Annotated in this window: 22 protein-coding genes and 1 other RNA gene; 9 read left to right on the top strand and 14 right to left on the bottom strand. The window is 68.2% G+C overall.

Going from position 1 to position 25,410, the window contains the following annotated elements:
• Positions 1–49: 49 nt before the first annotated feature.
• Together WS95_RS15470 and WS95_RS15465 are read right to left on the bottom strand one after the other, a co-directional pair.
• On the bottom strand, positions 50–5,323 hold the full coding sequence (locus WS95_RS15470) for an autotransporter outer membrane beta-barrel domain-containing protein (RefSeq protein WP_059824524.1): 5,274 nt from the start codon (positions 5,321–5,323) through the stop codon (positions 50–52).
• 597 nt (positions 5,324–5,920) lie between these two features.
• The gene (locus WS95_RS15465) at positions 5,921–6,835 is read right to left on the bottom strand and encodes a class II glutamine amidotransferase (protein ID WP_059500989.1); all 915 of its coding nucleotides are present in this window, start codon (positions 6,833–6,835) and stop codon (positions 5,921–5,923) included.
• 204 nt (positions 6,836–7,039) lie between these two features.
• On the opposite strand from WS95_RS15465, the gene pyrC reads away from it, so the two are divergent.
• The 3 genes from pyrC to rnpB all read left to right on the top strand — a co-directional run bounded on the left by pyrC (position 7,040) and on the right by rnpB (position 9,403).
• Positions 7,040–8,104, top strand: a complete 1,065-nt coding sequence (gene pyrC / locus WS95_RS15460) for a dihydroorotase (RefSeq protein WP_059779200.1) — start codon at positions 7,040–7,042, stop codon at positions 8,102–8,104.
• Positions 8,101–8,979 (top strand): DUF3025 domain-containing protein, encoded by an 879-nt coding sequence (locus tag WS95_RS15455; protein WP_059824520.1) that lies wholly within the window; start codon positions 8,101–8,103, stop codon positions 8,977–8,979. The genes pyrC and WS95_RS15455 overlap by 4 nt, the downstream gene beginning before the upstream one ends.
• Before the next feature lie 12 nt (positions 8,980–8,991).
• An RNA gene (gene rnpB, locus WS95_RS15450) (RNase P RNA component class A) lies at positions 8,992–9,403 on the top strand.
• A 68-nt stretch (positions 9,404–9,471) separates the two neighbouring features.
• On the opposite strand, the gene WS95_RS15445 is transcribed toward rnpB, so the two are convergent.
• The gene (locus tag WS95_RS15445; RefSeq protein WP_074801272.1) at positions 9,472–9,936 is read right to left on the bottom strand and encodes an OsmC family protein; all 465 of its coding nucleotides are present in this window, start codon (positions 9,934–9,936) and stop codon (positions 9,472–9,474) included.
• 409 nt (positions 9,937–10,345) lie between these two features.
• Positions 10,346–10,651: a DUF1090 family protein gene (locus WS95_RS15440; RefSeq protein WP_059824519.1), complete on the bottom strand. Its 306-nt coding sequence runs from the start codon at positions 10,649–10,651 to the stop codon at positions 10,346–10,348.
• 311 nt (positions 10,652–10,962) lie between these two features.
• Here WS95_RS15440 and rplM point away from each other — a divergent pair, with 311 nt between their 5' ends.
• From rplM to erpA, 3 genes are all read left to right on the top strand, one after another.
• On the top strand, positions 10,963–11,391 hold the full coding sequence (rplM, locus tag WS95_RS15435) for a 50S ribosomal protein L13 (protein ID WP_009687896.1): 429 nt from the start codon (positions 10,963–10,965) through the stop codon (positions 11,389–11,391).
• 11 nt (positions 11,392–11,402) lie between these two features.
• Positions 11,403–11,795 (top strand): 30S ribosomal protein S9, encoded by a 393-nt coding sequence (gene rpsI, locus WS95_RS15430; protein ID WP_006476904.1) that lies wholly within the window; start codon positions 11,403–11,405, stop codon positions 11,793–11,795.
• A gap of 218 nt (positions 11,796–12,013) precedes the next feature.
• Complete coding sequence (gene erpA, locus WS95_RS15425) at positions 12,014–12,385, top strand: iron-sulfur cluster insertion protein ErpA (protein WP_006759918.1); 372 nt, start codon at positions 12,014–12,016, stop codon at positions 12,383–12,385.
• A 108-nt stretch (positions 12,386–12,493) separates the two neighbouring features.
• Here the strand turns inward: erpA and WS95_RS15420 are convergent, their stop codons facing one another.
• A complete protein-coding gene (locus tag WS95_RS15420; protein ID WP_059824517.1) occupies positions 12,494–13,642 on the bottom strand; it encodes an anhydro-N-acetylmuramic acid kinase in 1,149 nt (382 codons plus the stop codon).
• A gap of 142 nt (positions 13,643–13,784) precedes the next feature.
• Here WS95_RS15420 and tyrS point away from each other — a divergent pair, with 142 nt between their 5' ends.
• From tyrS to WS95_RS15405, 3 genes are read left to right on the top strand one after another with little or no spacing between them, the layout of a single operon-like run.
• Positions 13,785–15,026, top strand: coding sequence for a tyrosine--tRNA ligase (gene tyrS, locus WS95_RS15415; RefSeq protein ID WP_059779208.1), 1,242 nt, complete (start codon positions 13,785–13,787; stop codon positions 15,024–15,026).
• On the top strand, positions 15,023–15,481 hold the full coding sequence (gene dtd, locus WS95_RS15410) for a D-aminoacyl-tRNA deacylase (RefSeq protein ID WP_034206424.1): 459 nt from the start codon (positions 15,023–15,025) through the stop codon (positions 15,479–15,481). The genes tyrS and dtd overlap by 4 nt, the downstream gene beginning before the upstream one ends.
• 23 nt (positions 15,482–15,504) lie before the next feature.
• Entirely contained in the window at positions 15,505–16,167 is a 663-nt protein-coding gene (locus tag WS95_RS15405; RefSeq protein WP_034206425.1) for a histidine phosphatase family protein, read from the top strand.
• 59 nt (positions 16,168–16,226) lie between these two features.
• On the opposite strand, the gene WS95_RS15400 is transcribed toward WS95_RS15405, so the two are convergent.
• From WS95_RS15400 to WS95_RS15360, 9 genes are all read right to left on the bottom strand, one after another.
• Positions 16,227–17,363, bottom strand: a complete 1,137-nt coding sequence (locus WS95_RS15400) for a ParB/Srx family N-terminal domain-containing protein (protein ID WP_082746924.1) — start codon at positions 17,361–17,363, stop codon at positions 16,227–16,229.
• Between the two features lie 143 nt (positions 17,364–17,506).
• Positions 17,507–18,460 (bottom strand): oxygenase MpaB family protein, encoded by a 954-nt coding sequence (locus WS95_RS15395; RefSeq protein ID WP_059779210.1) that lies wholly within the window; start codon positions 18,458–18,460, stop codon positions 17,507–17,509.
• 23 nt (positions 18,461–18,483) lie between these two features.
• Entirely contained in the window at positions 18,484–19,557 is a 1,074-nt protein-coding gene (gene ruvB, locus WS95_RS15390) for a Holliday junction branch migration DNA helicase RuvB (RefSeq protein WP_059500998.1), read from the bottom strand.
• Between the two features lie 108 nt (positions 19,558–19,665).
• Positions 19,666–20,247 carry a Holliday junction branch migration protein RuvA gene (gene ruvA / locus WS95_RS15385; RefSeq protein WP_021162490.1) on the bottom strand — a complete coding sequence of 194 codons (582 nt, stop codon included), beginning with the start codon at positions 20,245–20,247 and terminating at the stop codon, positions 19,666–19,668.
• Between the two features lie 174 nt (positions 20,248–20,421).
• Complete coding sequence (gene ruvC, locus WS95_RS15380) at positions 20,422–20,964, bottom strand: crossover junction endodeoxyribonuclease RuvC (protein ID WP_059779212.1); 543 nt, start codon at positions 20,962–20,964, stop codon at positions 20,422–20,424.
• Between the two features lie 154 nt (positions 20,965–21,118).
• Positions 21,119–22,684 carry a bifunctional phosphoribosylaminoimidazolecarboxamide formyltransferase/IMP cyclohydrolase gene (gene purH, locus WS95_RS15375; RefSeq protein ID WP_034206428.1) on the bottom strand — a complete coding sequence of 522 codons (1,566 nt, stop codon included), beginning with the start codon at positions 22,682–22,684 and terminating at the stop codon, positions 21,119–21,121.
• A 44-nt stretch (positions 22,685–22,728) separates the two neighbouring features.
• The gene (locus tag WS95_RS15370; RefSeq protein WP_006476892.1) at positions 22,729–22,962 is read right to left on the bottom strand and encodes a Fis family transcriptional regulator; all 234 of its coding nucleotides are present in this window, start codon (positions 22,960–22,962) and stop codon (positions 22,729–22,731) included.
• Positions 22,959–24,026: a tRNA dihydrouridine synthase DusB gene (gene dusB, locus WS95_RS15365; protein WP_034206429.1), complete on the bottom strand. Its 1,068-nt coding sequence runs from the start codon at positions 24,024–24,026 to the stop codon at positions 22,959–22,961. Before dusB ends, WS95_RS15370 begins: the two co-directional genes overlap by 4 nt.
• 137 nt (positions 24,027–24,163) lie before the next feature.
• Positions 24,164–25,351 (bottom strand): UbiH/UbiF/VisC/COQ6 family ubiquinone biosynthesis hydroxylase, encoded by a 1,188-nt coding sequence (locus tag WS95_RS15360; RefSeq protein ID WP_034206430.1) that lies wholly within the window; start codon positions 25,349–25,351, stop codon positions 24,164–24,166.
• Positions 25,352–25,410 lie beyond the last annotated feature (59 nt).

The following is a 25,410-nucleotide window of genomic DNA, read 5'->3' as shown; positions in this document are numbered from 1 at the left end:
AACCGCCCGGCATGCCGCCGAGCGGTTTTTTTTCGTCCGCCGCCGGGCGTTACCAGCTGTACCGGTAGCCGACCTGCCCGACGATCCCGCGCCGGTAATCGCCGCCGATGTTGCGCGCGATCTTCGCATTCGCGTACAGCTCGCCCGACTTGCCGAAGCCGGCGGTCACGCCGACGCCGAGCTCGTACCACGTGCGCCCGAGATGCGTCGCGAACGGCGTGCCGCCGACGACGGTCTGCCCCGGCGACAGGAAGTCGTGCAGCACGTCGGCCGTGAAGTACGGCGTCGCGGCGCCGCCGCCCGCGTCCGACTGGAGATTCGGCCGGAAGAAGCGCACGCCGACGCGGCCGCGCAGCGCATGCGTCGTCGTGCCCGAGACGGCCGACACGTTGTCGTTGAAACCGTTCAGCTTCAGGTACTGGTACATCAACTGCGCCTGCGGCTCGACCGCGATCGGCAACGTGCCGAGCGCGAACGGCTTGCCGACTTCCTGCGACAGCGCGACGCCGAAGCCGTTCTGCGACGCTTCGTTGCCGTAGCTGTCGCGATAGCGGTTGCCGTAGTGCGTGACCTGTCCGACGCTGTCGAAGTAGGTGCCGTCAGGCAGATAGCGCGTCCAGTAGCCGCCCACGCTCTGCGCGTGCATCTCGACCGAGCCCGTCGACGTCGACAGGTTCGGCGAGCCGGCGCGCGCCATGTCGCTGAAGCTCGCATTCGCCACGCCGATGCTGGCCGTCACGCCCGCATGCGTGCTGCCGGCGCCGTTCGGCGCCTGATCGACGGTCCAGTCCTTGCCGAACTGCGCGAAGAACGTGCGTTCGTCGGCCGAGAAGCGGCCCGCGTTCGCATCGAGACTCTGGCCGCCGATACGCCCCCACACGCCGTCGCGATTGCCGGGCTGCTGCTTCTCGACGTTGTAGATGTCGCCGACGCGCTCGTGCAGCCGGCCGAGCGTCGAGAAGCCGTAGTCGACGTTCAGCAGCGGTGTCATCGCGTAGCCGGAGACGCCCGGGCGATACGCGAGCGCGCCGCCGTTGCCGTTGCCATTTCCGTCGTTGCCGCCGTCGCCGCCGCCGGACGGGTGGATCGGGTCGCCGGGGTCGGTCGGGTCGAGCTGCGAACGCAGGTACCAGCCGTTCGCGTCGCTTTGCCCGCCGCGATAGAGCCGGTACTCGTATGCGCCGGCCTGTACCGGGCCCGCGAGATGGAACGCCGCCGCGGCGGTCGTGCCGCCGTTGGCCGTGACGACCACCGGAATCCCGTCGCCGGTCGTCTGCGCGCCCGTGCCGGCCGTATTGGCGATCTTCAGGCCGGTCGTGCCGGTCGCCGTGCCGCCGTTCACGATCAGGCGGTCGGTCGGCGACGCGTCGGCGCCGAGATACGTGTTCAGCGCGATCGTGCCGCCGTTGCCGACGTAGCCGCCGGTCGTCAGCGTCTTGTAGCTGCCGGTCAGCGTCGGCGAGCCGGTCGGCGCGGCGAATGCGACGAGGCCCGCGTTGCTCAGGCGGCTCACGACCGAGCTGCCCGTCATGCGCCACGTGCTCGTGCCGTCGACGGTCAGCGCGACCGGGTCGATCTTCCCGGTCAGCGTCGTGCCGTTCGCGAGGAACACGTTGCCGGTGCTCGACGCGTCGGAAACGATGTCGCCCGCGAGGTTCACCGCCGATGCGTCGAACGTCACGTTGCTGCCGTTCGCGAGGTTCAGCAGCGTGCCGTTGCCGGCCGTCACGACCGTGCCGTTGCGCACCGCGATGTCGGCCGTGCCGCCGCGCGCGGCGAAGGCCGGCCCGGTGGCGGCCGTCACGCTGCCGCCGTCGACGAGTACCGAGCTGGTCGCGCCGTTCGCGAGCGTGTCCGACGTCAGCACGCCGGCCGTCGCGCCCGCGAGCGTCGTGCCGGTCAACGCGAGCACGCCGCCGCTGTTCGCGGTTGCGCCGTTGCCGGCCGCGCTGGCGAGCGACGATCCCGCATCGGCGATGCGGCCGCCGTTTTGCACGACGACGGCATCGGCCGCGCTGCCCGATGTCGAGACTTTCGCGCCCGACAGCAGGGCCGTCGCGCCGGCGTCCATGACGATCGCATGGGCGTTCGAGCCGGTCGTCGCGACGGTCGTTCCATTGGCCGTGAGCATCGAATCGGCCCCCGACACGGACAGGCCGCGCGCATCGGCGCCCGCCGTGCGGACGACCGTGGCCGCATCGGTCGCGATGCGCGCGCCCGCGCCGGTCGACGTCAGGCCGGCGGCGCCATTGCCGGTCGTGGCGACCTGCGTGCCGGACAGCGCGATCGTTGCATTCGCACCGAGGTTGCGGATCCCGCTGCCCGCGCCGCCGACCGCGATCGACGTCGCGCCGGCCGCGATACCGCCGCCCGAGACTGTCGCGTCGATCAGCACGCCGTCGGCGCTGCCGTTCGCGATGACGGCGCCGGCGCCCGACAGCGCGACGGACGCGCCGGCCCCCGTCAGGCGTACGCCCGCGATACCGTCGTCGGCTTCGATCGAGCCCGCATTCGCAAGCGTGGCCGACGCACCCTGCACGAGCGCGCCCGTGCCGTTGGCGACCCGGATCGTCGATGCGTTGTTCACCGTGCCGAGCGTGCCGGCCACGACGCCCGTCGAGCCGGCGCCGGTCAGCGACACCGTGCTGCGGTTCTCGAGCGTGCCGAGGTTTTGCGCGACGAAACCCGTCACGCCGGCGGTCGACGACGTGACGGCGGCATCGTTGATCAGCGTCGTCGCGACCGGTGCGCCGGCATTCGCGCCGGCGAGATCGTGCGCCTGGCCGTCGACGACGCCCGCGGTCGCGCCGGCCGCGTTCAGGTTGATCGTCGCGCCCGCGTCGATCGTACCTTTCGCGCCGCCTTCGACCGCGATCGCGATGCCGTTCGCGCCGTTGACGTTATAGACCGCGTTGCCGGTCGACAGCGTGGTGCCGGCATCGGTCGCGAGCACGCCGCGCGCCCGCTGGCCGTTGACGTCGGTCGTCAGCGCGCCGGCCGTCGACGCGCCCGTGTAGGCCGCGCCGCCCGCGACGCGGAACAGCGTCGAATCGTCGGTGTCGACGCTCAGGTGCTGCGCGGCGACGTTGATTTTCGAGCCTGCACCGTATGCATAGAAGCCGATCTGGTCGGTGCCGGACGTGAAGGCCGGCACGGCGTTCGCCCCGACGTCGATCGTCGCGCCCGAACGCGCATGCACGCCGATCGCGCCGGTGCCGGTCAGGTTCAGCGCCCCGTCGATCGTGGCCTTCGCGAGCGGCCCTTCGGCCCACACGCCGTAGTTGCGCGTGCCCGACGCGGGATCGAGACCGCCGGCGACGTCGATCGTGCCGGTCGACGTCGCGGCCGTCGCGTTCGTGCCGGTGCCGACGACCATGATGCCGATGCCGTTCACGCCATTCAGCGTGATCGTGCCCGTGTTGGTCACCGCCGCCGCGGTATCGGCGGCGAGCATGCCGACGTTGGCGAGCGGCGTGCCGGGCGCGGCGCCGTCGACGACGATCGCGCCCGCGTTGGTCAGTGCGCCGGAGGTGGAGCCGATGCTCGCCAGCGCGGCGCCGTTCTGCGTTTGCGTGCCGATCACGATCGTGCCGAGGTTGCTCGCGGTGCCCGACGCGCCGAGCAGGATGCCGTACGCGTGCGCGGACAGCGCGACGTCGTTCGCGGCCTCGGGCGAGGCGGCGTCGTATTGCGCGGCGCGGCCGAGATAGATCGTGCCGCCGGCTTCGTTCGTGAAGCTGCCGCCGGCGACGAGGCCGCCGATCACCTGGCTGTCGAGCGTCGTCGCGTTGACGCCGACGTTGATCGTGCCGGCGTTCGACGCGCGTGCGCCGTCCGTGACGGCGACCGCGTAGTTCTGCAGGTCGGGCCGCGTGCTGTTGAAGGTCCAGGCGCCGACGTTCATCACGCCGTTGTTGACGAAGGTCGTGCCGGCGCCGTTCGCGTAGATGCCGCTGCCCTCGGTGTACGCGTTGAGGCTGAAGTTGTAGGGCGGCGCGGCGCCGCCGGTGTCGAAGTTGTCGCCGGCGGCGTAGCCGGACGAAATCACGCCGTTGTTCACGCCGCTCGCGCCGGTCAGCAGGCGCACGAGCGTGAAGTCGCCCGACAGCCGTCCGTCGTTGACGAAGTGCGCACCGTTTTCGGCGAGGACCGCCGAGCTCGAGTCGATCGTGTTGGTGCCGCGAAAGTCGATCTGGCCGTCCTTGCCGATGTGCAGCGTCGCGTTTGCGCCGGTGCCGTGCATCACCGTCAGGTAATCCATCGGCAGCGTGTTCTTGTCGCCCGGCGACACGTTGTTCGCATACTCGAACGATTGCGTGGAGAACGTGACGGCCTGGCTGAACGCTTGATCGTAGGCGGCCTGCGAGCCGAGTGCGCCGCTCTGGACCGAGCGCACGAGAAAGGTGTTGTACGCGGCGAGCGACGCGGCGTCGGTGACCGTCCAGGCGCTGCCGTCGAACGCCGTGAAGGTGCCCGCGTACGTCGGCACGTCGAGCAGCACGTGGCTGACGGGGCCGCCGCTCGCGAGATAGTCGCCGGTGCCGAGCCAGACCTGGTTGCGCGAGTTCCAGTTGACGACGCTTTGCGCCGTGCCCGTGCCGTCCGCGACGAACAGGTCGGTCTGCTTGGGCGCCATCGTGATCGCGTTGCCGGCCGCCGTCGGCGCGCCCGCCGGAGCGCCGATCGACACGTCGAGCGTGCCGCCGGAGCGATCGACGGTGCCGATCCGCGTGTTCACGTACTGGTCGCCGTTCACGTCGTGATAGACCGGCACGTTGATCGAGCCGGCGCTCGATGCCACGAACGCACCCGAATCATAGGTCGCGACCGACGTATGGCTGCCGGTGATCGAGTCGGGCGTGCTGACGCTGCGCGTCTTGCCGCCGATCGACAGCAGCGGCTGGTCGGGGTTGCCCGATACGACGGACGTGCTGCCGAGCGGCGTCAGCGTGTAGCCCATGTCGCCGGTCGCGCCGGTCCAGGCGCCCGTCAGGCCGACCCGGTCGCCGCCCGACACGGTCGTGGCGCCGGCCAGGTTGTCGTTGACCGTCGGGCTGAAGCTGTCGAGCGTACAGGTGCCCCCGTTCGCGATGGCGGCGCCGCTGCCGCACGTCGAAGCGTGCGCGGCGCCGGCCGACAGCGCTGCCAGTGCAGCGCCGAGCGCCGCGACGCGCAGCGGCGACCGGCGCGCCGTTGCGTGCGCGGTGCGGCGACTCGAACCCGACGCGCCGCCCGAGCGCTTGCCGCGCGCCCGGGCCGTTTCCGCAACCGCGACCCAGCAGCCGGCGGCTTCGCTCCATATCGATCGAAATGAGTGATTCACGGCATACCCCTCTTTCTTCTTTTTGACGTGGCATTCGCCGCCATTCGGCGAATTCGCAATCCGCGGTGGGGAAACGATCCGAAGGGGCGTGCGGCGGCTATGGCTGCGTGTCGCGCCAATCGTGTTTCGTTACACCGAGGATGGGCGGAGTCTACCGATTCGGGTGGTCGTCGATTATCGAGAAATGGGAAACTGTAATGATGCGAACCGTAATGCGTGGTATTTTCGATTTGTGTGGTTGATCGAACCGAAGGCCTTGGTGGTGGCGGGCTGGAGGGTTTTTTTAAAAATCCGGAGGGGCTGCCGGAGTAGGTGGGATAACGCACGGTTCCGGTGAGCGGGGTGCGCTAAAATGCGCGCCCGGGATTTTCGTTTTAATTGGCGGTTGTTTTTTGTCGCGTTTTTTATTTATTTTCGCTTGTAAATTAATAAAATCAAGTAAATGTAGCGTGACGTCGATCGATTGCGCCGGGTGGTCGTCAAAATGAAACCATATTGGTCGGAGCGGGGCGATTTGCGCCGATGACGGGCGTCGTCGGACGCGTCGCGTGAAGCTCGCGCAGCAGGCAGTGCGCAGGAAGCGGCCGCGGCCGCGCTTCAGAAATCGATCGCGTCGTCGGAATCGCCGTCGGCCGCGGTGGCGAGCGCTTCGCGAACCGCCGTGCGCGGCGCGGACGCCGATGCGTCGAGCGACGGGTTGCGCAGTTTCTCGAGCACGCGCTCGGGCACCGGAATCCGCATCCGCGCGGCGACGTCGCCGCACTGGAACATGATCAGCTCGCCCGGCTCGAATGCGGTCCAGACTTCGTTGTCGGTGAGCGGCTGCGTCGCGATCACCGCGACGCGATCCTCCGGCGTCGTGTATTTCGCGAAGTCGATCGACAGGTCTTCGTCGACGAGATGCGCGGTCGAGAACGGCCAGCGCCGCACGAGGTAGTGCAGCCGCGTCGAGCAGTGCGCGAAGAGCGCCTGGCCGTTCGACATCAGGAAATTGAACACGCCGTGATCGGTGATGCCGCGCGTCAGCTCGCCGACCCGCTCGAACAGTTCGGGCAGCGGCGGCTGCGCGCCGGGAAAGGCCTCGCGCAGCCCCTGCATCAGCACGCAGAACGCCTGCTCGCTGTCGGTCGTGCCGACCGGATGGTAGACGCTGCCGTCCATGTCCGGCGCGTAGTCCTGCAGGTCGCCGTTATGCGCGAAGATCCAGTGCCGGCCCCACAGCTCGCGCATGAACGGATGGCTGTTCTCGAGCAGGATGTGCCCTTGCGTCGCCTTGCGGATATGCGCGATCGTGTTCTTGGACTTGATCGGGTAGCGCTTCACCATTTCGGCGATCGGCGACGTGGCCGATGCCTGGTGATCGATGAAGAGACGGCAGGCCTTGTCTTCGAAGAACGCGATGCCCCAGCCGTCGGCATGGTGATCGGTGAGCCCGCCCCGGGCCGCGAAACCTGTGAAGGAGAATGTGACGTCCGTCGGCGCGGCGCAGTTCATTCCAAGGAGTTGGCACATTTTACGTGGGGCGGCAGGCTGAAGCGGGGGTAACGAACCGGGCGAACCCCGGTACAATGCGGTTTCTAGCATATCACCGAGCCCTGAGCGGTAAAAAGCGGATTCCGCTGGTCAAAGGCCCCGTGTTGCGGTTTGCCGTCAGTCGGCCCGCGCACGCGCGTTCCGGCCCCGCCGATGGCAAGCCCGTTCCTCACGACGCCTCCTATGACTGCCTCGAACGCTTCTTCCCCGGCGACGCTTTCGCTCGCCCGTCCCGACGACTGGCATCTGCACCTGCGAGACGGCGACATGCTCGCCGCCGTGCTGCCGCACACCGCCCGCCAGTTCGGCCGCGCCATCGTCATGCCGAACCTGAAGCCGCCGGTCACGACCACCGCGCAGGCGCAGGCCTATCGCGAGCGCATCCTCGCCGCGCTGCCGGCCGGGATGACGTTCGAACCGCTGATGACGCTGTACCTGACCGACAACACGCCGCCCGACGAGATCCGCCGCGCGCGCGAGAGCGGCTTCGTGCACGGCGTGAAGCTGTATCCGGCGGGCGCGACGACGAACTCCGACCACGGCGTCACCGATCTCGCGAAATGCGCGAAGACACTCGAGGCGATGCAGGACACCGGCATGCCGCTGCTCGTGCACGGCGAGGTGACCGATGCGTCGATCGACCTGTTCGATCGCGAGAAGGTGTTCATCGATCGCGTGATGACGCCGCTGCGCCGCGATTTCCCGGGCCTGAAGGTCGTGTTCGAGCACATCACGACGAAGGATGCGGCCGACTACGTGCGCGATGCCGACGCGGCGCCCGGTTTGCTCGGCGCGACGATCACCGCGCATCACCTGCTGTACAACCGCAACGCACTGTTCGTCGGCGGGATTCGCCCGCATTACTACTGCTTGCCGGTGCTCAAGCGCGAGACGCATCGCGTGGCGCTGGTCGAGGCCGCGACGTCGGGCAACCCGCGCTTCTTCCTCGGCACCGACAGCGCGCCGCATGCGCGCGGTGCGAAGGAAACCGCGTGCGGCTGCGCGGGCTGCTACACGGCGCTGCACGCGCTCGAACTGTACGCGGAAGCATTCGACACGGCCGGCGCGCTCGACAAGCTGGAAGGGTTCGCGAGCTTCTTCGGCGCGGATTTCTACGGGCTGCCGCGCAGCGCCGAGACGGTCACGCTGCGTCGCGAGGCGTGGGAGCTGCCGCGCGAGATCTTCGCGGGCGATACGCCGGTCGTGCCGCTGCGCGGCGGCGAGACGATCGGCTGGAAACTCGCGTGACCGGCGCGCCGCCGCGCGAATCCGGCTCTGCGGCCGGTCTCGCGGCGGCGGCGTTCGCGCGGATCGACTGGTCCGCGCCGTGGCTCGCGCCTTACGCGGAGCCGGGCCGCGCGTGGCAGGCGGCCGCCCGTGCGGGCGACGCCGCGCTGCTCGATGCGCTGAACGGCGCATTGCACGGCGGCGATCGCGTCACCGGTCGCGGCCGGCCGCTGCGGTTCGTGCCGCAGGCCGAGCTGCCGCCCGGCGTCGCGTACGAGACCCATATTGCGGCCACCGGTCGCGTGCCGACCCGCCAGAATCTCCACGACTTCTTCAATGCGCTCGTCTGGTTCGCGTACCCGCGCGCCAAGGCCGCGCTGAATGCACGTCAGGCCGCCGCGATCGATGCGGCGGGCGGGGTCGGCCCCGTGCGCGGCGCGTTGCGCGATGCACTGACGTTGTTCGACGAGAATGCGGCGCTGTTCGTCACGGCCGACCGCGCGCTCGCCGACGCGCTGCGCGGCTTCGACTGGCCGCGGCTGCTGGTGGCCGAGCGCGAAGCGTGGGGGACGCGCTGCGAAGCGCGGCTGGTCGGCCATGCGCTGCTCGAACAGCTCGTCGTACCGTACAAATCCTGCACCGCGCACACGTGGATCGTGGAAGTGAGCGCCGACTATTTCTCATGGTCCGACGCGCAACGGCGCGCGCATGTCGACGCGCGCATCGCCGCCGAACTCGCGACGCGCGCGCTGACGCCCCGCGATTTCGCGCCGCTGCCGGTGCTCGGCGTGCCGGGCTGGTGCGCGGCGAATGCCGACGCCGCGTTCTACGACGATCCGGCCGTGTTTCGCAGCGGCCGCCGCTCGCGCGCTGCCGACGGCGGCGCGCAGTGCTAGAATGCGCGTCGCAAAGCAGGCCAGGCAGTCGCGGCCTCGCCGCCTTCGGGCGCGCGGGGGCGAGGAAAGTCCGGACTCCACAGGGCAGGGTGATGGCTAACGGCCATCCGTGGCGACACGCGGAACAGGGCAACAGAAAGCAAACCGCCGATGGCCCGGCGCAAGCCGGGATCAGGTAAGGGTGAAACGGTGCGGTAAGAGCGCACCGCGGCGACGGCGACGTTCGCCGGCACGGTAACCTCCACCCGGAGCAATTCCAAGTAGGCAGGCGCGCATTTTCGGATGCAGGACGGCGCCCCCGTCTCGTCTGCGGGTAGGAAGCTTGAGCGCGTCAGCAATGGCGCGCCTAGAGGAATGGCTGCCACGCGTTGCGCGCTTCGGCGCGCGGCGTGCACAGAATCCGGCTTATCGGCCTGCTTTGCCGTTCGAATGCGAAAGGGCCGGCGTCTCCGTGCGGAGCGCCGGCCCTTTTTTCGTGCGTTCGCCGTGCGCTCAGGCGGCGACGATGTCGAACGAATGCGTGAGTTCGGCCGTTTTCGCGATCATGATCGACGCGGAGCAGTACTTGTCGTGCGACAGGTTGATCGCGCGCTCGACCGTGGCCGGGTTCAGGTTGCGGCCGGTGACCGTGAAGTGGAAGTGCACTTTCGTGAACACCTTCGGATCTTCGCTCGCGCGCTCGGCCTTCAGCGTGACCGAGCAGCCGCTCACTTCCTGGCGGCTTTTCTTCAGGATCAGCACGACGTCATAGGCCGTGCAGCCGCCGGTGCCGAGCAGCACCATTTCCATCGGACGCGGCGCGAGGTTGTGGCCGCCGCCTTCGGGCGCGCCGTCCATCGTGACGAGGTGCCCGCTGCCGGTCTCGGCGGAAAACGCCATGCCGTCCTGGCCCATCCAGCTTACTTTGCATTCCATGCTTGCACTCCAGCGTTGCCTGATTCGGATTCGATCCGGCATTGTAGCCCGCGGCGCAACGGTCGGCTGATGCGCTGCACGACGTGCAACGCAGGCGCCGGGCGAGCGGGGCGGCGAGCGGCGATTTCCCTGCTGGATTTAGGGGTTTTGCTCTAGGCGGGGACGGTTTCAGGTCGTGTCTGGTGCGATTAGGTATTTGATTTAAAACGACAATTTTAGTGTGTGAGTTTGCCGATCGCAATCCCATATCGTGGGATGTAATTTCGCCATGCAAATTTTCTTGTGAAGTCCGTAGGCCATTCGTATAATGAACCTCATTGGTTGTCGCGCTGCGGCAACCTCCGAATGTCTCCTCCACCCTCCTCCTAAGGTGGATTAAGCCCGAACCATCCGTTCGGGCTTTTTTTCGTCCCATGCAAACATCGGCGCGCGGCTTGCACGCGCCGCCGCGTCACGCGGGCTGTCGCGCCGCCGGCTGCGAGGTCGCGTCGGGCGACGTGCCGCGCGCGCCGGCATCGGGCGTCGGCGCGTGGGCGGCCGACGCGTGGCCGTGGCCGCGCGCGCAGAAGTGGCGCACGCGTTCGCGCACCGCGCGCAGGCGCGCGATGCGGTCTTCGGCATGCGCGGTCCGGGCTTCGGCGATGCGCGCATCGAGTGCGTCGAGCTTGGCTTCGCAGCCGGAGCGGGCGGCGACGGCGGGCGCCGCGGCGGCCAGCAGGGCGGCCGCGAGGAAAGGCGTAAGTCGTTGTTTCATCATGCTGATTTGTTGTTTTTCGGGTTCGGCCGGTCGGGCGCGGCAAGGTCAGGTGCCCCGCGTCGATGGGTGCCTCCCCAGGCGCTCGGTTCGCCTGGCTGGTCGGGGCACGATCGAATTTTGGCTCATTTCGGCCGTTCCGAACACGGGACGTGGAATCTCTTTGACCACGCAGCCGTATTTCCTTTATAATTCAGGGCTTTTCCGCATTCATGCCCACGGAAAAAGAACAGGGAGAGCCTGCACCGCGCCTCGAAGCGCACACAGACAAGCAGGAAGAACACATCGGGCAAAGCATTTTTTTTGGATCGATCATGAAGACGTTTTCCGCAAAAGCCCATGAGGTGACGCGCGAATGGTACGTGATTGACGCGACGGATAAGGTTCTCGGCCGTGTTGCCAGCGAAGTGGCACGCCGTCTGCGCGGCAAGCACAAGCCTGAGTTCACCCCGCACGTCGACACCGGTGATTTCATCATCATCATCAACGCGAGCAAGTTGAAGGTCACGGGCAACAAGACGCTGGACAAGAAGTACTACCGTCACTCGGGCTACCCGGGCGGTATCTATGAAACGACGTTCGGCAAGATGCAGGAACGCTTCCCGGGCCGCGCGCTCGAGAAGGCGGTCAAGGGCATGCTGCCGAAGGGCCCGCTCGGCTACGCGATGATCAAGAAGCTGAAGGTCTACGCAGAAGCGACGCATCCGCATTCGGCTCAACAGCCGAAGGCGCTCGAGATCTAAGGGGAGCCCACATGATCGGTAACTGGAACTACGGCACGGGCCGCCGCAAGAGCGCAGTCGCACGTGTCTTCATCAAGGCTGGCAAGGGCGACATCATCGTCAACGGCAAGCCCATCGCTGACTACTTCTCGCGCGAAACGTCGCTGATGATCGTGCGTCAGCCGCTGGAACTCACGAACCACGGCCAGACGTTCGACATCAAGGTGAACGTCAACGGCGGCGGCGAAACGGGTCAGGCAGGCGCAGTGCGCCACGGCATCACCCGTGCCCTGATCGACTACGATGCGACGCTGAAGCCGTCGCTGTCGAGCGCAGGCTTCGTCACGCGCGATGCGCGTGAAGTCGAGCGTAAGAAGGTCGGTCTGCGCAAGGCTCGCCGCGCAAAGCAGTTCTCGAAGCGTTAATTTCGCTTCATGGCCTCGCCGCTTTCGGGCGGCGTCCGCCGGAAAAACCGCCAGCTTTCGCGCTGGCGGTTTTTTTATGCCCGCTTCCGGGCTTGCTGCGGCGCCCGCACGCGTGGGCGCCCTTGATGAAATCGACAAGAACCTGTTGATTTCATGGACTTCAGCACGATCTTCTGATCGGCCCTACAATAGCGGCTAAAGCTTTTTGGAGAGTTCGAATGAACGCTGTTACCGAATCCGCAGCAACGACGACCGATATGCCGCTGCCGTTCGTCTTCACCGACGCCGCGGCCGACAAGGTCAAGCAATTGATCGACGAAGAGGGCAATCCCGACCTGAAGCTGCGCGTGTTCGTGCAGGGTGGCGGCTGCTCCGGCTTCCAGTATGGCTTCACGTTCGACGAGGAAGTCAACGAGGACGACACCGTGATGAACAAGAACGGCGTCCAGCTCCTGATCGACTCGATGAGCTACCAGTACCTGGTCGGCGCCGAGATCGACTACAAGGACGACCTCAACGGCGCGCAGTTCGTGATCAAGAATCCGAACGCAACCACCACCTGCGGGTGCGGTTCGTCGTTCTCGGTCTGAGCGAACGCCAGATCCGAGCCGGTTCGCCGGCATGAAAAAACGGGGCATCAAGCCCCGTTTTTTCATGCGTGCTCGCCTGGCGGCGCCCGCCGCGCGGCGGGTATCGCTTCAGCGCGGATAGAGCGCACCGAGTACGCGCTCGCCGGCGGCACCCGTCACGCTCGCGAGATTGCCGGGCTGGCGCGCGGTGAAGCGGTACGCGAGCCACGCGAACGCGAGCGCTTCGACCTGCTGCGGCGGTACGCCGAGCGCGGCCGTCGTATCGACGGTGGCCGGCACGCCGGCCTCGCGCAGCGCGTGCCCGAGCGCGTCGAGCAGCACCGGATTGCGTGCGCCGCCGCCGCATACGAAGACGGCCTTGCAGCCCGGCGCGTGCAGCGCGATCTCGCGCGCCACCGATACCGCGGTGAGCGCGGTGAGCGTCGCCTGCACATCCTCCGGCGCAACCTGCGGGAACGCGGCGAGCTTCGCATCGAGCCAGGCGGGATTGAACAGGTCGCGTCCGGTGCTTTTCGGCGGCGGCGCGATGAAATACGGTTCGTCGAGCAACGCGTCGAGCAGCGGCGCGTGGACGCTGCCGCGTGCGGCGAACTTCCCGCCGTCGTCGTACGGCTTGCCCAGATGGCGGGTCGCCCACGCGTCGATCAGCGCGTTCGCGGGCCCGCAGTCGAAGCCGCGCACGTCGCCGCCCGCGTCGGGCAGGATCGTGATGTTGCTGATCCCGCCGAGATTGCAGACGACGCGCGTTTCGCCCGGCGCGCCGAACACCGTCGCATGGAAGGCGGGTGCGAGCGGCGCGCCGTGGCCGCCCGCGGCCACGTCGCGGCTGCGGAAATCGGCGATCACGTCGATCTGGGTCAGCTCGGCGAGCAGCGCCGGATTGTTGAGCTGGCGCGTATAGCCGCGCTCGGGGCGATGGCGCACCGTCTGGCCGTGCACGCCGATCGCGCGGATCTCGTCGCGCGACAGCCCGGCCGTACGCTGCAATTCATGGCAGCACACCGCATAGCGCGTGACGAGCGCATTCGCCGCGAGCGATTCGCGGTCGATCTCGTTGTCGCCGGGCTGCTGCAGCGCGAACAGCGCGTCGCGCAGCGATGGCGCGAAGCCGACGAACGCTTCCGCGAGCACGGCCGGCGCGCGGCCGGCCTCGAAACGCACGGCGACGCCGTCGACGCCGTCCATGCTGGTTCCCGACATCAGCCCGAAGTAGATGCCGTTTGCCGGATGGGCATTCTGCGGCGGTCGTTGCGGCACGTTGGGTTCTCCTGGATCGTGCGGCGCGGGCCGGTGCCGCGCGCCTTGCGCCCGATTATCCGCGCAACGTGGCGCGTCGTTAAGCGATGCGCGCGCAAGTTATGGGAAAATCCCTGTTTTTGCGACATTCTTCCCGGCACCGATGAGCACCGAACCCAGTTCCAAGCCCGTTTTCCCGATCACCGACGAAGTCCGGCATGCGCTCGCCGTCACGAAGCGCGGCGTCGACGAGCTGCTGATCGAGGAAGAGTTCGCGCAGAAGCTCGCGCGCAGCGCAGCCACGGGCACGCCGCTGCGCATCAAGCTCGGCCTCGACCCGACCGCGCCCGACATCCACATCGGCCATACGGTCGTGCTGAACAAGATGCGCCAGCTGCAGGACCTCGGCCACACGGTGATCTTCCTGATCGGCGATTTCACGTCGCTGATCGGCGATCCGTCGGGCCGCAACGCGACGCGCCCGCCGCTCACGCGCGAGCAGATCGAAGCGAACGCGAAGACCTACTTCGAGCAGGCCGCGCTCGTGCTCGATCGCGACAAGACCGAGATCCGCTACAACAGCGAATGGTCGATGCCGCTCGGCGCGGACGGGATGATCAAGCTCGCGTCGCGCTACACGGTCGCGCGGATCCTCGAGCGCGAGGATTTCACGAAGCGCTTCCAGGGCGGCGTGCCGATCTCGATCCACGAATTCCTGTACCCGCTGATGCAGGGCTACGATTCGGTCGCGCTGAACGCCGATCTCGAGCTCGGCGGCACCGACCAGAAATTCAACCTGCTGGTCGGCCGCGAGCTGCAGAAGCAGTACGGCCAGGAACAGCAGTGCATCCTGACGATGCCGCTGCTCGAAGGGCTCGACGGCGTCGAGAAGATGTCGAAGTCGAAGGGCAACTACGTCGGTATCAGCGAGAAGCCGACCGACATGTTCGGCAAGCTGATGAGCATTTCGGACACGCTGATGTGGCGTTACTTCGAACTGCTGTCGTTCCGCAGCATGGAAGAAATCGCCGGCTTCAAGCGCGACGCCGAAGGCGGCCGCAACCCGCGCGACTTCAAGGTGCTGCTCGCGCAGGAAATCGTCGCGCGCTTTCACTCGCAGGCCGACGCCGAGCGCGCGCTCGAGGACTTCAACCACCGCGCGAAGGGCGGCGTGCCGGACGACATTCCGTCGGTCACGCTGGCCGGCGCGCCGCTGGCGATCGGTCAGTTGCTGAAGCAGGCCGGCCTCGTGCCGTCGACGAGCGAAGCGCTGCGCAACATCGAGCAGGGCGGCGTGAAGATCGACGGCGCGACCGTGTCGGACAAGGGCCTGAAGGTCGAGGCCGGCGAGTTCGTCGTGCAGGTCGGCAAGCGCCGCTTCGCGCGCGTCACGCTGACCGCATGATCGCGCTGATCCAGCGCGTGAAGCGCGCCGACGTGCGCGTCGGCGAGCGCACGACGGGCGAGATCGGCGCGGGCCTGCTCGCGCTCGTCTGCGCGGAGCGCGGCGATACCGAGGCGGCGGCCGACAAGCTGCTCGCGAAGCTGCTCGGCTATCGCGTGTTCAGCGACGCGGCCGGCAAGATGAACCTGCCGGTGTCGAACATCGACGGCGCAGGCCGTGCAGGCGGCCTGCTGCTCGTGTCGCAGTTCACGCTCGCGGCCGATACCAACAGCGGGCTGCGCCCGAGCTTCACGCCGGCCGCGCCGCCCGACGAAGGCGCGCGGCTGTTCGACTATTTCGTCGCGGCCGCGCGGGCGCGCCATCCCGTCGTCGAGACGGGCGAGTTCGGCGCCGACATGCAGGTGTCGCTCGTCAACGACGGCCCCGTGACGTTCTGGCTGCAAGTGCGGCCCTGATTCTTCCCCGGAGGCGCGCCGCGATGGCCACTACGCAGATTCTTTTCATCCGCCATGGCGAGACGGCCTGGAACCGCATCAAGCGCATCCAGGGGCATATCGACATTCCGCTGGCCGACACGGGGCTCGCGCAGGCGCAGCGGCTGGCGGCCCGGCTCGGGCGCGAGGCGCGCGACGGCGCGCGGATCGACGCGGTGTATTCGAGCGACCTGATGCGCGCGCAACAGACCGCACAGCCGTTCGCCGATGTGCTCGGGCTGCCGCTGCTGCTGCGCGAAGGGTTGCGCGAGCGTTCGTACGGCGCATTTCAGGGGCACGACAGCACCGAGATCGAAGCGCTGTTTCCGGACGCGTACGCGGCCTGGCAGACGCGCGATCCGGGCTTCGCGCCGGAGGGCGGCGAGTCGCAGCGCCAGTTCTATCACCGCGTGCTGCATGCGCTCGAACCGATCGTCGCCGCGCATCCGGGCGGCCGGATCGCATGCGTCGCGCACGGCGGCGTGCTCGATTGCGTGTATCGCTTCGCGAACGGGATCGAGTTGTCGGCGCCGCGTAATTATCAGCTGCTCAACACCAGCATCAACGTCGTCGATTACGTGGACGGCCGTGCGCAGGTCGTGCGGTGGGCCGACGTGTCGCATCTCGACGCCGCGAGCGACGACGACGGATACCGCAAGGTGCTCTGAGTACGCCAACCCCGTCCGGCATGGCCGGCCTCGGGGTTTCGTTGCCTTGCGCGTGACGCTTATTGCGGCAGCCCGTGGCGCGTCTTGTAGTCGAGCGCGTACGCGATCTTGCCGGGTTTGTCGGCCGTGATCGGCTGGCGCAGCTTGTCGAATTCCCCCTTGCCGTATTTCTTCCCGCCGTTGATCGCATCGGCGCGCCCGAGGTCGGCGCCCGTCTTGCCGTCGATCACGGGGTCGGTGGCCGCGACCATCCGCGTCGACGCATTCCAGACCGCATTCAGGTAGCCCGTGTCGGCCTTCGCCGGATCGGGATCGGTCGTGCCGGGCCGTGTCAGGTCGTAGCCGGCCAACGCGAACGTGCCCGGCTGCGTGCGCAGCCAGTCGGCCCAGTAGAACTCGAGGTAGTCGGTCGCTTGTGCGGGTTTGCTGTAGCCGATGTCGCGCGTGAAATAGACGAGCGAGCGGTAGCGGTCGTTCGTCATCCCGAGCGTCAGGCCGAGGCCGGTCGGCAATTGCGCGGTCGTGATCGGCTTGCCGTCGCCGTTCTTCAGGCGCAGATAGCCGCGGCTCTGCATCTGCTGCCAGAACGCGTCGCCCGAATAGTCGCCGAGGTTGTCCTTGACGACGACATGCACGTGCAGCGTCGGGCCGCCGTCGGGCGTTTCGTAATAGGTCGACAGCCCGTGATGACCGTCGGTCAGGTATAGCGTATCGCCGTTGGGGCCGATCACGACGGGGTTCAGCACCGAGCGGTCGCGGGCGTTCGCGTCGGTCGTCGCGCACGTGTAGCTCGCCGGATCGCGCAGCGACGATTTGGCCGTGTAGCCGCTCGCTGCGACGCCGCCGAGGCCTTCGTCCGCGCAGAAGTCGTCGAATTTCTTGTCGGGCTGGAGTTCGTAGCGGCCGAGCTTGTAGTAGATCTGGTCGTAGCCGATCGCACCCTGCGTCGGATGGAGGTCGCCGAGCGTGACGTCGATCAGGTCGCCGACGCGGGCAGCCTTCCATTTGCCCGGCTGCGGCGTGGTGGTGGCGGGCGGCGTGGGCGCCGGCGTCGTCGTCGTGCCGCCGGACGGCGGTTGCGCGTCCGTGCGCGCGACGGCGGCGACATCGTCGCCGCCGCACGCGGCGAGCGCGAAGACGGTGGACAGGCTGGCGGCAAGGGCGAAACGGATCGGCAGGCGTGGCATCGCGGGCATCGTGCGGCGGTCGGGTGGGCGGGACACCGCGCGGGTCACGGTCGCGCGTGACGAGCAGGACGTGCGACCGTGCGCGGGTGCAAGCCGGTCAGTTTGCCACTGCTATTTGACAGCAAATTGAAATGATCCGAAGAAGCGGATCGTCAGGCGGGCGGGGTGCCGTCGGACGGCGTGGCCGTCGCGCGGCGGCGCGCTCGCTTCGACGCGCCGTTCACGAGCGCCCAGCGCAGCACGGGCGCGATGGCGCGTATGCCGGGTCGGACCACCGCGCGCCGTAACGGCGCGAAGGTCGACACGCCGAGCATGCGCTGCGCCCACGGCGGCAACAGGTCGATCCCGGCGTGCATCACCAGCGACGCGGCAGGCCGCAGCGTGGGCTTCGCGACCGGCACATTCAGCAGGATGGACATGACTTCGAAGGTACGCGGCCCGGCTTCGAGTTCGGGCAGCATGCGCGCGAGATAAGCGGCCACCTCGGCGCGCGAACGCGGAATCTCACGGGCGCCGAGCAGCTCGGCGATCAGCGCCGTCTCCGCGTAATAGCGGTCCTGCAGTTCGCCCGGCAGCGCGGGATTCACGTAACGCAGATGCGCGGCGAGGAAGCTCGACACTTCCGCGACGTGCACCCAGGTGAGCAACGCCGGATCGTCGGCGCGGTACGGCCGGCCGTCGGGCGCGGTACCTGATATGCGCGTGTGGATCGTTTTCACGCGCTCGATCAGCGTGAGCGCGTCCGCGCGGCTGCCGAACGTCGTGCCCGTGATGAACGTGGCGGTGCGCCGCAAGCGGCCGAAGATGTCGGTGCGGAACGACGAATGATCCCAGACGCCCGCGAGCGCGAGCGGGTGGAGCGCCTGCAGCAGCAGCGCGGCGATGCCGCCCGTCATCATCGACGTGAAATCGGCATGCACGCGCCAGCAGACGGCGTCGGGGCCGAACAGCCCCGGGTCGCCAGGCGGTGACGAGAGATCGATCGACGGGCCGCCGCCGCCGGCCGTCAGGTGCGTGATACCGGCCACGAGCCGCTGGCGGATCGGCTCGGCCCAGCGCGGGCCCGGCACGGGTGCGGTGGGGTGGCGGCTGGGCGGCGTCGTCATGGCGGGTGCGGCGCGGCGACGGATTACTTCCCGTCGGGGGTATCCCACGCGTCGTGCTCGGTGATGCGGCGCGCATCGGGTACCGACAGCCCGAAGTGGCGATACGTGAGCAGCGTCGCGACCCGGCCGCGCGGCGTGCGCTGCAGGAAGCCCTGCTGGATCAGGTACGGTTCGAGCACGTCCTCGATCGTGTCGCGCTCCTCGCCGATCGCCGCCGCGAGGTTGTCGATGCCGACCGGGCCGCCGTCGAACTTGTACAGGATCGCTTCGAGCAGCTTGCGGTCCATCAGGTCGAAGCCGACCGGGTCGACGTCGAGCATCGCGAGCGCGGCATCGGCAACGGCCGCGGTGATCTGGCCGTCGGCCTTCACTTCCGCGAAGTCGCGCACGCGGCGCAGCAGACGGTTCGCGATCCGCGGCGTGCCGCGCGCGCGCTTCGCGATTTCCAGCGCGCCGTTCGGATCGATCTGCGCATTCAGCAGCGACGCCGAGCGCCGCACGATGCGCGACAGTTGATCGGCGTCGTAGAACTCGAGGCGCGCGACGATCCCGAAACGATCGCGCAGCGGGTTGGTCAACATCCCCGCGCGGGTGGTCGCGCCAACCAGCGTGAACGGCTGCAGGTCGAGCTTCACGCTGCGCGCCGCCGGCCCTTCGCCGATCATGATGTCGATCTGGTAATCCTCGAGCGCCGGATACAGGATTTCCTCGACGACCGGCGACAGCCGGTGGATCTCGTCGATGAACAGCACGTCGTTCGCCTCGAGGTTCGTCAGCAGCGCGGCGAGATCGCCCGCGCGCTCGAGCACGGGGCCCGACGTCTGGCGCAGGTTCACGCCCATCTCGCGCGCAATGATGTGCGCGAGCGTCGTCTTGCCGAGCCCCGGCGGCCCGAACAGCAGCACGTGATCGAGCGGCTCGGAGCGGCGCTTCGCGGCTTCGATGAAGATCTCGAGCTGGCCGCGCACCTTTTCCTGGCCGACGTAGTCGTCGAGCTGGCGCGGCCGCAATGCACGTTCGAACACCTCCTCGTGTGACGAGGCAGGCGTGGCGGCGATGATCCGCTGCTCGGTGGCGAGTTTGTCGGTTTCAATCATGCGGCCATTGTACCGCGCGACGACGCGCGGACCACCTGGCCGAACGGCCGACTGGCGAGCGCCGCGCGGCGGCGCGACACTGGCTTCGACGGCCGGATCGACCGCGCGTTACGCCTTCGACAGCGCCTTCAGCGCGAGCTTGATGCCTTCGGACACGCCGGTGCCGGCCGGCACGTTCTTGATCGCGGCAAGGCCTTCCTTCTCGGAGTAGCCGAGCGCCAGCAGCGCGTTGAGGATGTCGGTCGCGTGGTCGGACGGCGACGCGGCTCCGGCGAGCGCGCCGAGGTCGGCGCCGAGCTTGCCCTTCAGTTCGAGCAGCAGGCGCTCGGCGGTCTTCTTGCCGATGCCGGGCAGGCGCGTGAGGCGGGCGGCGTCCTGCATCGTCACCGCTTGCGCGAGCTCCTGCACGCTCATGCCGGACAGCACGGCGAGTGCCATGCGCGCGCCGATGCCGGTGATCTTCAGCAGTTCGCGGAAGGTCGTGCGTTCCTGCGGCGTCAGGAAGCCGTACAGCAGGTGGGCGTCCTCGCGGACGATCTGCTGCGTGAGCAGCACGACGCGCTCGCCCGTTTGCGGCAGGTTGTAGAAGGTGCTCATCGGCACGTCGATTTCGTAGCCGACACCGTTGCAGTCGACGAGCAGATGAGGTGGGTTCTTTTCGAGCAGGATGCCGGCGATGCGACCGATCATGGAGGACGGGATGCGAGGAAGAAAGCGCGAGTGTAGCGCACGCGCGGCGCGATGCCGATGGGGCGCGTCCGTCGGCCCGAAGCGGCGCGCGTCGCGGGCATGTCGGGCGCGGGTAGGACGGTCAAGGCGCCAACGCGGTCGAGCCGACGTGCCGGGCCGCGGCGCGCGGCGGCGTCAGCCGACCAGCCTGCCCCGCCGCACGCGCAGCCCTTTCTGCGCGAGCGCCGGCGCGAGGCCGCCCAGCGTGCCGAGCGTGTTGCCGCCGTGTGCGTGGCAGATCGCCATGCCGAGCGCGTCGGCTGCGTCGGAGCCCGGCTGGCCGGACAGGTTGAGCAGCCGCGTGACCATTTCCTGCATTTGCGTCTTGGTCGCGCGGCCGTAGCCGACCACGGCCTGCTTGAGCTGCAGCGCGGTGTATTCGGCGACCGGCAGCCCGCCCGCGACGAGGCCGCAGATCGCGGCGCCACGCGCCTGGCCGAGCAGCAGCGTCGACTGCGGGTTCACGTTGACGAACACCTTTTCGATCGCGGCCTGGTCGGGCGCGTGTTCGCGCACGATCGTCGAGACGCCCTGAAAGATCGTGCCGAGGCGGGTGGCCAGATCGGCTGTCGGCGTGCGGATCACGCCGCTCGTGACATAGGCGAGCCGGTGGCCGCTGACGTCGATGACGCCGAAGCCGGTGACGCGCAGGCCGGGGTCGATGCCGAGAATTCGCATGAGTGAGGAGAATGGCGTGATGCAGCGATACTACAACGAATGGTGCGGCAAGCCGGCCGCCCGGGCCGGCGCGAAGGCGCCGCGCAATAAAAAACCCGGCGCAGGGGATGCCGCCGGGTTTTCGTGCAGCGGCCGCGCGGGCCGCATGCTGCGATCAGTGACGGAAGTGGCGCACGCCCGTCAGGATCATCGCGATGCCGTGCTCGTCGGCCGCCGCGATCACTTCGTCGTCGCGCATCGAGCCGCCCGGCTGGATCACGCAAGTCGCGCCTGCCGCCACGACGACGTCGAGGCCGTCGCGGAACGGGAAAAACGCATCCGACGCGACCGCCGAACCGGCGAGCGTGAGGCCCGCGTTCTGCGCCTTGATGCTCGCGATGCGCGCGGAATCGACACGGCTCATCTGGCCGGCGCCGACGCCGAGCGTCATGCCGTTGCCGCAGAACACGATCGCGTTCGACTTCACGTACTTCGCGACGCGCCATGCGAACAGCAGGTCGTCCATTTCCTTCGCGGTCGGCTGACGCTTCGTGACGACGCGCAGCTCGCTCGGCTGCACGTTCTTCGCGTCGAGCGACTGCACGAGCAGGCCGCCGCCCACGCGCTTCAGGTCGAATGCGTTGTGGCCGTCGCCCAGCGCGATTTCGAGCAGGCGCACGTTCTGCTTCGCGGCGAACACCTGCTTCGCGGCGTCGGAGAACGACGGGGCGATCAGCACTTCGACGAACTGCTTCGCCACGGCTTGCGCGGCCGCTTCGTCGACTTCGCGGTTGAACGCGATGATGCCGCCGAATGCCGAGGTCGGGTCGGTCTGGAACGCCTTCGCGTACGCGTCGGCCGAGTCGTTGCCGACCGCGACGCCGCACGGGTTCGCGTGCTTGATGATCACGCAGGCCGGCGCGTCGAACGTCTTCACGCATTCCCACGCCGCGTCCGAATCCGCGATGTTGTTGTACGACAGTTCCTTGCCCTGCAACTGGCGGTAGTTCGCCAGCGCGCCGGCCGGCGCCGCGAGGTCGCGGTAGAACGCCGCGCTCTGGTGCGGGTTCTCGCCGTAGCGCAGGTCCTGCACCTTGTCGAACGCCATGTTCAGCGTGGCCGGGTACGCGCTGCGCGATGCGTGCTGCAGCTCGTCGGTCAGGCTCGTCAGGTAGTTCGTGATCGCGCCGTCGTATTGCGCGGTGTGCGCGAACACCTTCGTCGCGAGGCGGAAGTTGGTCGGGTAGCCGACCGTGTTGCCGTTCGCCTTCATTTCGTCGAGCACGACCGCGTAGTCGGCCGGATCGACGACGACCGTCACGTCGCGGTGGTTCTTCGCGGCCGAGCGCAGCATCGTCGGGCCGCCGATGTCGATGTTCTCGATCGCGTCGGCGAGCGTGCAGTCGTCCTTCGCGATCGTCGCGACGAACGGATACAGGTTCACGACGAGCAGGTCGATCGTCGGGATGCCATGCTGTTCGAGCGCCTGCATGTGCTCGGGCAGGTCGCGGCGGGCGAGGATGCCGCCGTGCACCTTCGGGTGCAGCGTCTTCACGCGCCCATCGAGCATTTCCGGGAAGCCCGTGTAATCGGCCACTTCGGTCACGGGCAGGCCGGCATCGGCGAGGAGTTTCGCGGTGCCGCCCGTCGACAGCAGCTTGACGCCGAGGTCGGACAGCGACTTCGCGAAGTCGACGATGCCGGTCTTGTCGGAAACGGAAATGAGCGCTTGCTTGATCATGATGGAACCACCAATAGCCAGGGAAACGGGGACGGGACGGCCGCCTACAGCAGGCCGTGCTGCTGCAGCTTCTTGCGCAGCGTATTGCGATTGATGCCGAGGTACTCGGCGGCGAGCGACTGGTTGCCGCCGGCCTGTACGAGCACGACCTCGAGCATCGGCTTTTCGACGCAGGACATCACCATTTCATAGACGTCGTGCGGATTGGAGCCGTCTAGATCCCGGAAATACACGTCCAGGCTCTCGCGGACACATTGTTCGATGTTGTGCTTGCTCATGCTGCTAACTGGTTATGGTCGTCCGACTCGCCCTGGCTGTTTTCCGCTTCGTCGTCGACGTAGACGAGGTGGTCCGACAGCGCCTTTTGCGCCTCGAAGAATGCATTGACGGCGGCGAGCTGCTCGCGGGTGGAATCGAGCGTGTTCATTCGGTGCCGGAACCCGTTGGCACCGGAAAGGCCGCGAGTGTACCAGCCGATGTGCTTGCGCGCAGTACGGACGCCGGTGAATTCGCCATAGAAAGCGTAGTGGTCTTCCAGGTGTTCGTTCATCACGTGCTGGATCTCGTCGATCCGCGGCGGGGGCAGCAGCTCGCCGGTTTGCAGGAAATGATCGATTTCGCGGAACAACCACGGCCGGCCTTGCGCGGCGCGACCGATCATCAGCGCATCGGCGCCGGTTGCGTCGAGCACGGCCTTCGCCTTGGCGGGCGACGTGATGTCGCCGTTCGCGACGACCGGAATCCGCACGGCCGCCTTCACGGCCGCGATGGTGTCGTACTCGGCGTCGCCGCGATACAGATCGGCGCGCGTGCGGCCATGCACGGTGAGCATCGAGATGCCGGCCGCTTCGGCCAGGCGCGCGACCGTGATCGCATTCTTGTGCTCGCGGTCCCAGCCGGTGCGGATCTTCAGCGTGACGGGCACCGCGTCGGGCCCCGTGCCGACCGCCGCGACGACGGCCTCGACGATCCGCTGCACGAGCGGCTCGTTCTGCAGCAGCGCGGAGCCGGCCGCGACGTTGCAGACCTTCTTCGCCGGGCAGCCCATGTTGATGTCGATGATCTGCGCGCCGTTGTCGACGTTGTAGCGGGCAGCTTCGGCCATCATCGCCGGATCGGCGCCGGCGATCTGCACCGCGATCGGCTCGACTTCGCCTTCGTGGTTCGCGCGCCGCATCGTCTTCGCGCTTTTCCACAGCTGCGCGTTGGACGCGACCATCTCGGACACGGCGTAACCGGCCCCCAGCCGTTTGCACAGCTGGCGGAACGGACGATCCGTCACCCCGGCCATCGGGGCGACGAACAGGTTGTTACGCAATACGTGAGAGCCGATAACGGGCATCGCAATGGCGCCGCCCGCGACGAGCGCGGGCAGGGGAAGGGAAGACGGAAAGCGGGCATTTTACCGTATTCCCATGCCCCGCCGATTTGACCCGGTTTGCCTGATTTGCCCGGACGCGCCGTGCGGTGTGCCGCGCGTCAGCTACGCTGGCCGAACATCATCTGGCGCGCGATCGCCTTCTTGAGCGGCGGCACGAACTCGAGTGCGGTGAGCGCGGCGCCGCGCAGCAGCGGCAGCGGGCCCGAGTCGATCGTAAACAGGCGCGCCAGCGTGTCGGTCGCGCCGATCGTGAAGCGCCGGTCGAGCGCGCGGCGCGCGTTGAAGGTCGCGAGCGCGGTCGCTTCGAAGCCTTGTGCGGACAGCGCGTCGACGAGCGTGTGCGCATCGCGCAGCCCGAGGTTGAGCCCCTGGCCCGCCACCGGGTGCAGCGTTTGCGCGGCATTGCCGACGATCGCGACGCGGCCGCTGACGAGCGTCTGCGCGGCGTTCAGGCCGAGCGGGAAGGACGCGCGCCCGGCGATCGCGACGAATTCGCCCATGCGTTCGCCGAACACGCTGCCGAGCTCGCGCAGGAACGCATCGTCGGGCAGCGCGGCACGTCGCGCCGCTTCGTCGGGCGTACAGCACCAGACGAGCGAGTAATCGGCCTGACGCGGGCCGCCGAGCGGCAGCAGCGCGAGCGGGCCCTCGTGCGTGAAGCGTTCCCACGCGACGTTCGGGCGCGGCGCCGATACCGTGACCGTGCCGACGAGCGCGGTCTGTCCGTAGTCGCGGCGATGCTTGGCCGTATCGGCCTGCTGTTCGTGGAACAGCCCGCCTTCGGCATTGACGACGATGCGCGCGCGCAGCGTGCGCTCGCCTTGCGGGCCGTCGAGCGTCAGCGCGACGCCGTCGGCGTCCTGCTGCGGCGCGCGCGCGGTGGTCGACGTGAGCCAGTCGACGCGCGTGCCGCGCACCGCGTTCGCGAGCGCCTGCACGATCGAGCCGTAGCGCACCACGTAGCCGAGCGCGGCGAGGGCGTGCTCGTCGCGGTCGATCAGCGTGCGGCCGAAATGGCCGCGCTGCGACACGTGGATATGTTCGATCGGCGTGGCGTCGGCGGGCCATGCGAGCGTGTCGAGCAGCACGCGGCTGCCGTGCGACACGGCGATCGCGCGCGGGTCGTTCGCGCTCGCGGCCGGGTCGCGCGCATCGATCAGCGCGATCGAGGCATGCTGCGTCGCGCTGCGGCGCGCGAGCCAGCCGGCGAGCGCGAGCCCGACGGGGCCCGCGCCGACGATGGCGAGGTCGTAATCCGGCGTGGCGGAGGGGGAAGCGGTCGTCATCAGGGTTCGTGAAACGGTGTTGGCAGTCGAAGCGGTTCAAGCGGTCCAGGCAGTCGCCG

Source organism: Burkholderia sp. MSMB1826 (assembly GCF_001526325.1).
Taxonomy (GTDB): Bacteria; Pseudomonadota; Gammaproteobacteria; order Burkholderiales; family Burkholderiaceae; genus Burkholderia.
The sequence above is the reverse complement of the archived record's forward strand: the minus strand, read 5'-3'. Positions and strand labels throughout refer to the sequence as shown.

Excerpts from the sequence above, each read along its gene's own strand:
- WS95_RS15465 (WP_059500989.1), bottom strand. The coding sequence starts at position 6,835 with ATGTGCCAACTCCTTGGAATGAACTGCGCCGCGCCGACGGACGTCACA.
- pyrC (WP_059779200.1), top strand. The coding sequence starts at position 7,040 with ATGACTGCCTCGAACGCTTCTTCCCCGGCGACGCTTTCGCTCGCCCGT.
- WS95_RS15445 (WP_074801272.1), bottom strand. The coding sequence starts at position 9,936 with ATGCCGGATCGAATCCGAATCAGGCAACGCTGGAGTGCAAGCATGGAA.
- WS95_RS15440 (WP_059824519.1), bottom strand. The coding sequence starts at position 10,651 with ATGATGAAACAACGACTTACGCCTTTCCTCGCGGCCGCCCTGCTGGCC.
- rplM (WP_009687896.1), top strand. The coding sequence starts at position 10,963 with ATGAAGACGTTTTCCGCAAAAGCCCATGAGGTGACGCGCGAATGGTAC.
- rpsI (WP_006476904.1), top strand. The coding sequence starts at position 11,403 with ATGATCGGTAACTGGAACTACGGCACGGGCCGCCGCAAGAGCGCAGTC.
- erpA (WP_006759918.1), top strand. The coding sequence starts at position 12,014 with ATGAACGCTGTTACCGAATCCGCAGCAACGACGACCGATATGCCGCTG.
- tyrS (WP_059779208.1), top strand. The coding sequence starts at position 13,785 with ATGAGCACCGAACCCAGTTCCAAGCCCGTTTTCCCGATCACCGACGAA.
- dtd (WP_034206424.1), top strand. The coding sequence starts at position 15,023 with ATGATCGCGCTGATCCAGCGCGTGAAGCGCGCCGACGTGCGCGTCGGC.
- WS95_RS15405 (WP_034206425.1), top strand. The coding sequence starts at position 15,505 with ATGGCCACTACGCAGATTCTTTTCATCCGCCATGGCGAGACGGCCTGG.
- WS95_RS15400 (WP_082746924.1), bottom strand. The coding sequence starts at position 17,363 with ATGCCCGCGATGCCACGCCTGCCGATCCGTTTCGCCCTTGCCGCCAGC.
- WS95_RS15395 (WP_059779210.1), bottom strand. The coding sequence starts at position 18,460 with ATGACGACGCCGCCCAGCCGCCACCCCACCGCACCCGTGCCGGGCCCG.
- ruvB (WP_059500998.1), bottom strand. The coding sequence starts at position 19,557 with ATGATTGAAACCGACAAACTCGCCACCGAGCAGCGGATCATCGCCGCC.
- ruvA (WP_021162490.1), bottom strand. The coding sequence starts at position 20,247 with ATGATCGGTCGCATCGCCGGCATCCTGCTCGAAAAGAACCCACCTCAT.
- ruvC (WP_059779212.1), bottom strand. The coding sequence starts at position 20,964 with ATGCGAATTCTCGGCATCGACCCCGGCCTGCGCGTCACCGGCTTCGGC.
- purH (WP_034206428.1), bottom strand. The coding sequence starts at position 22,684 with ATGATCAAGCAAGCGCTCATTTCCGTTTCCGACAAGACCGGCATCGTC.
- WS95_RS15370 (WP_006476892.1), bottom strand. The coding sequence starts at position 22,962 with ATGAGCAAGCACAACATCGAACAATGTGTCCGCGAGAGCCTGGACGTG.
- dusB (WP_034206429.1), bottom strand. The coding sequence starts at position 24,026 with ATGCCCGTTATCGGCTCTCACGTATTGCGTAACAACCTGTTCGTCGCC.
- WS95_RS15360 (WP_034206430.1), bottom strand. The coding sequence starts at position 25,351 with ATGACGACCGCTTCCCCCTCCGCCACGCCGGATTACGACCTCGCCATC.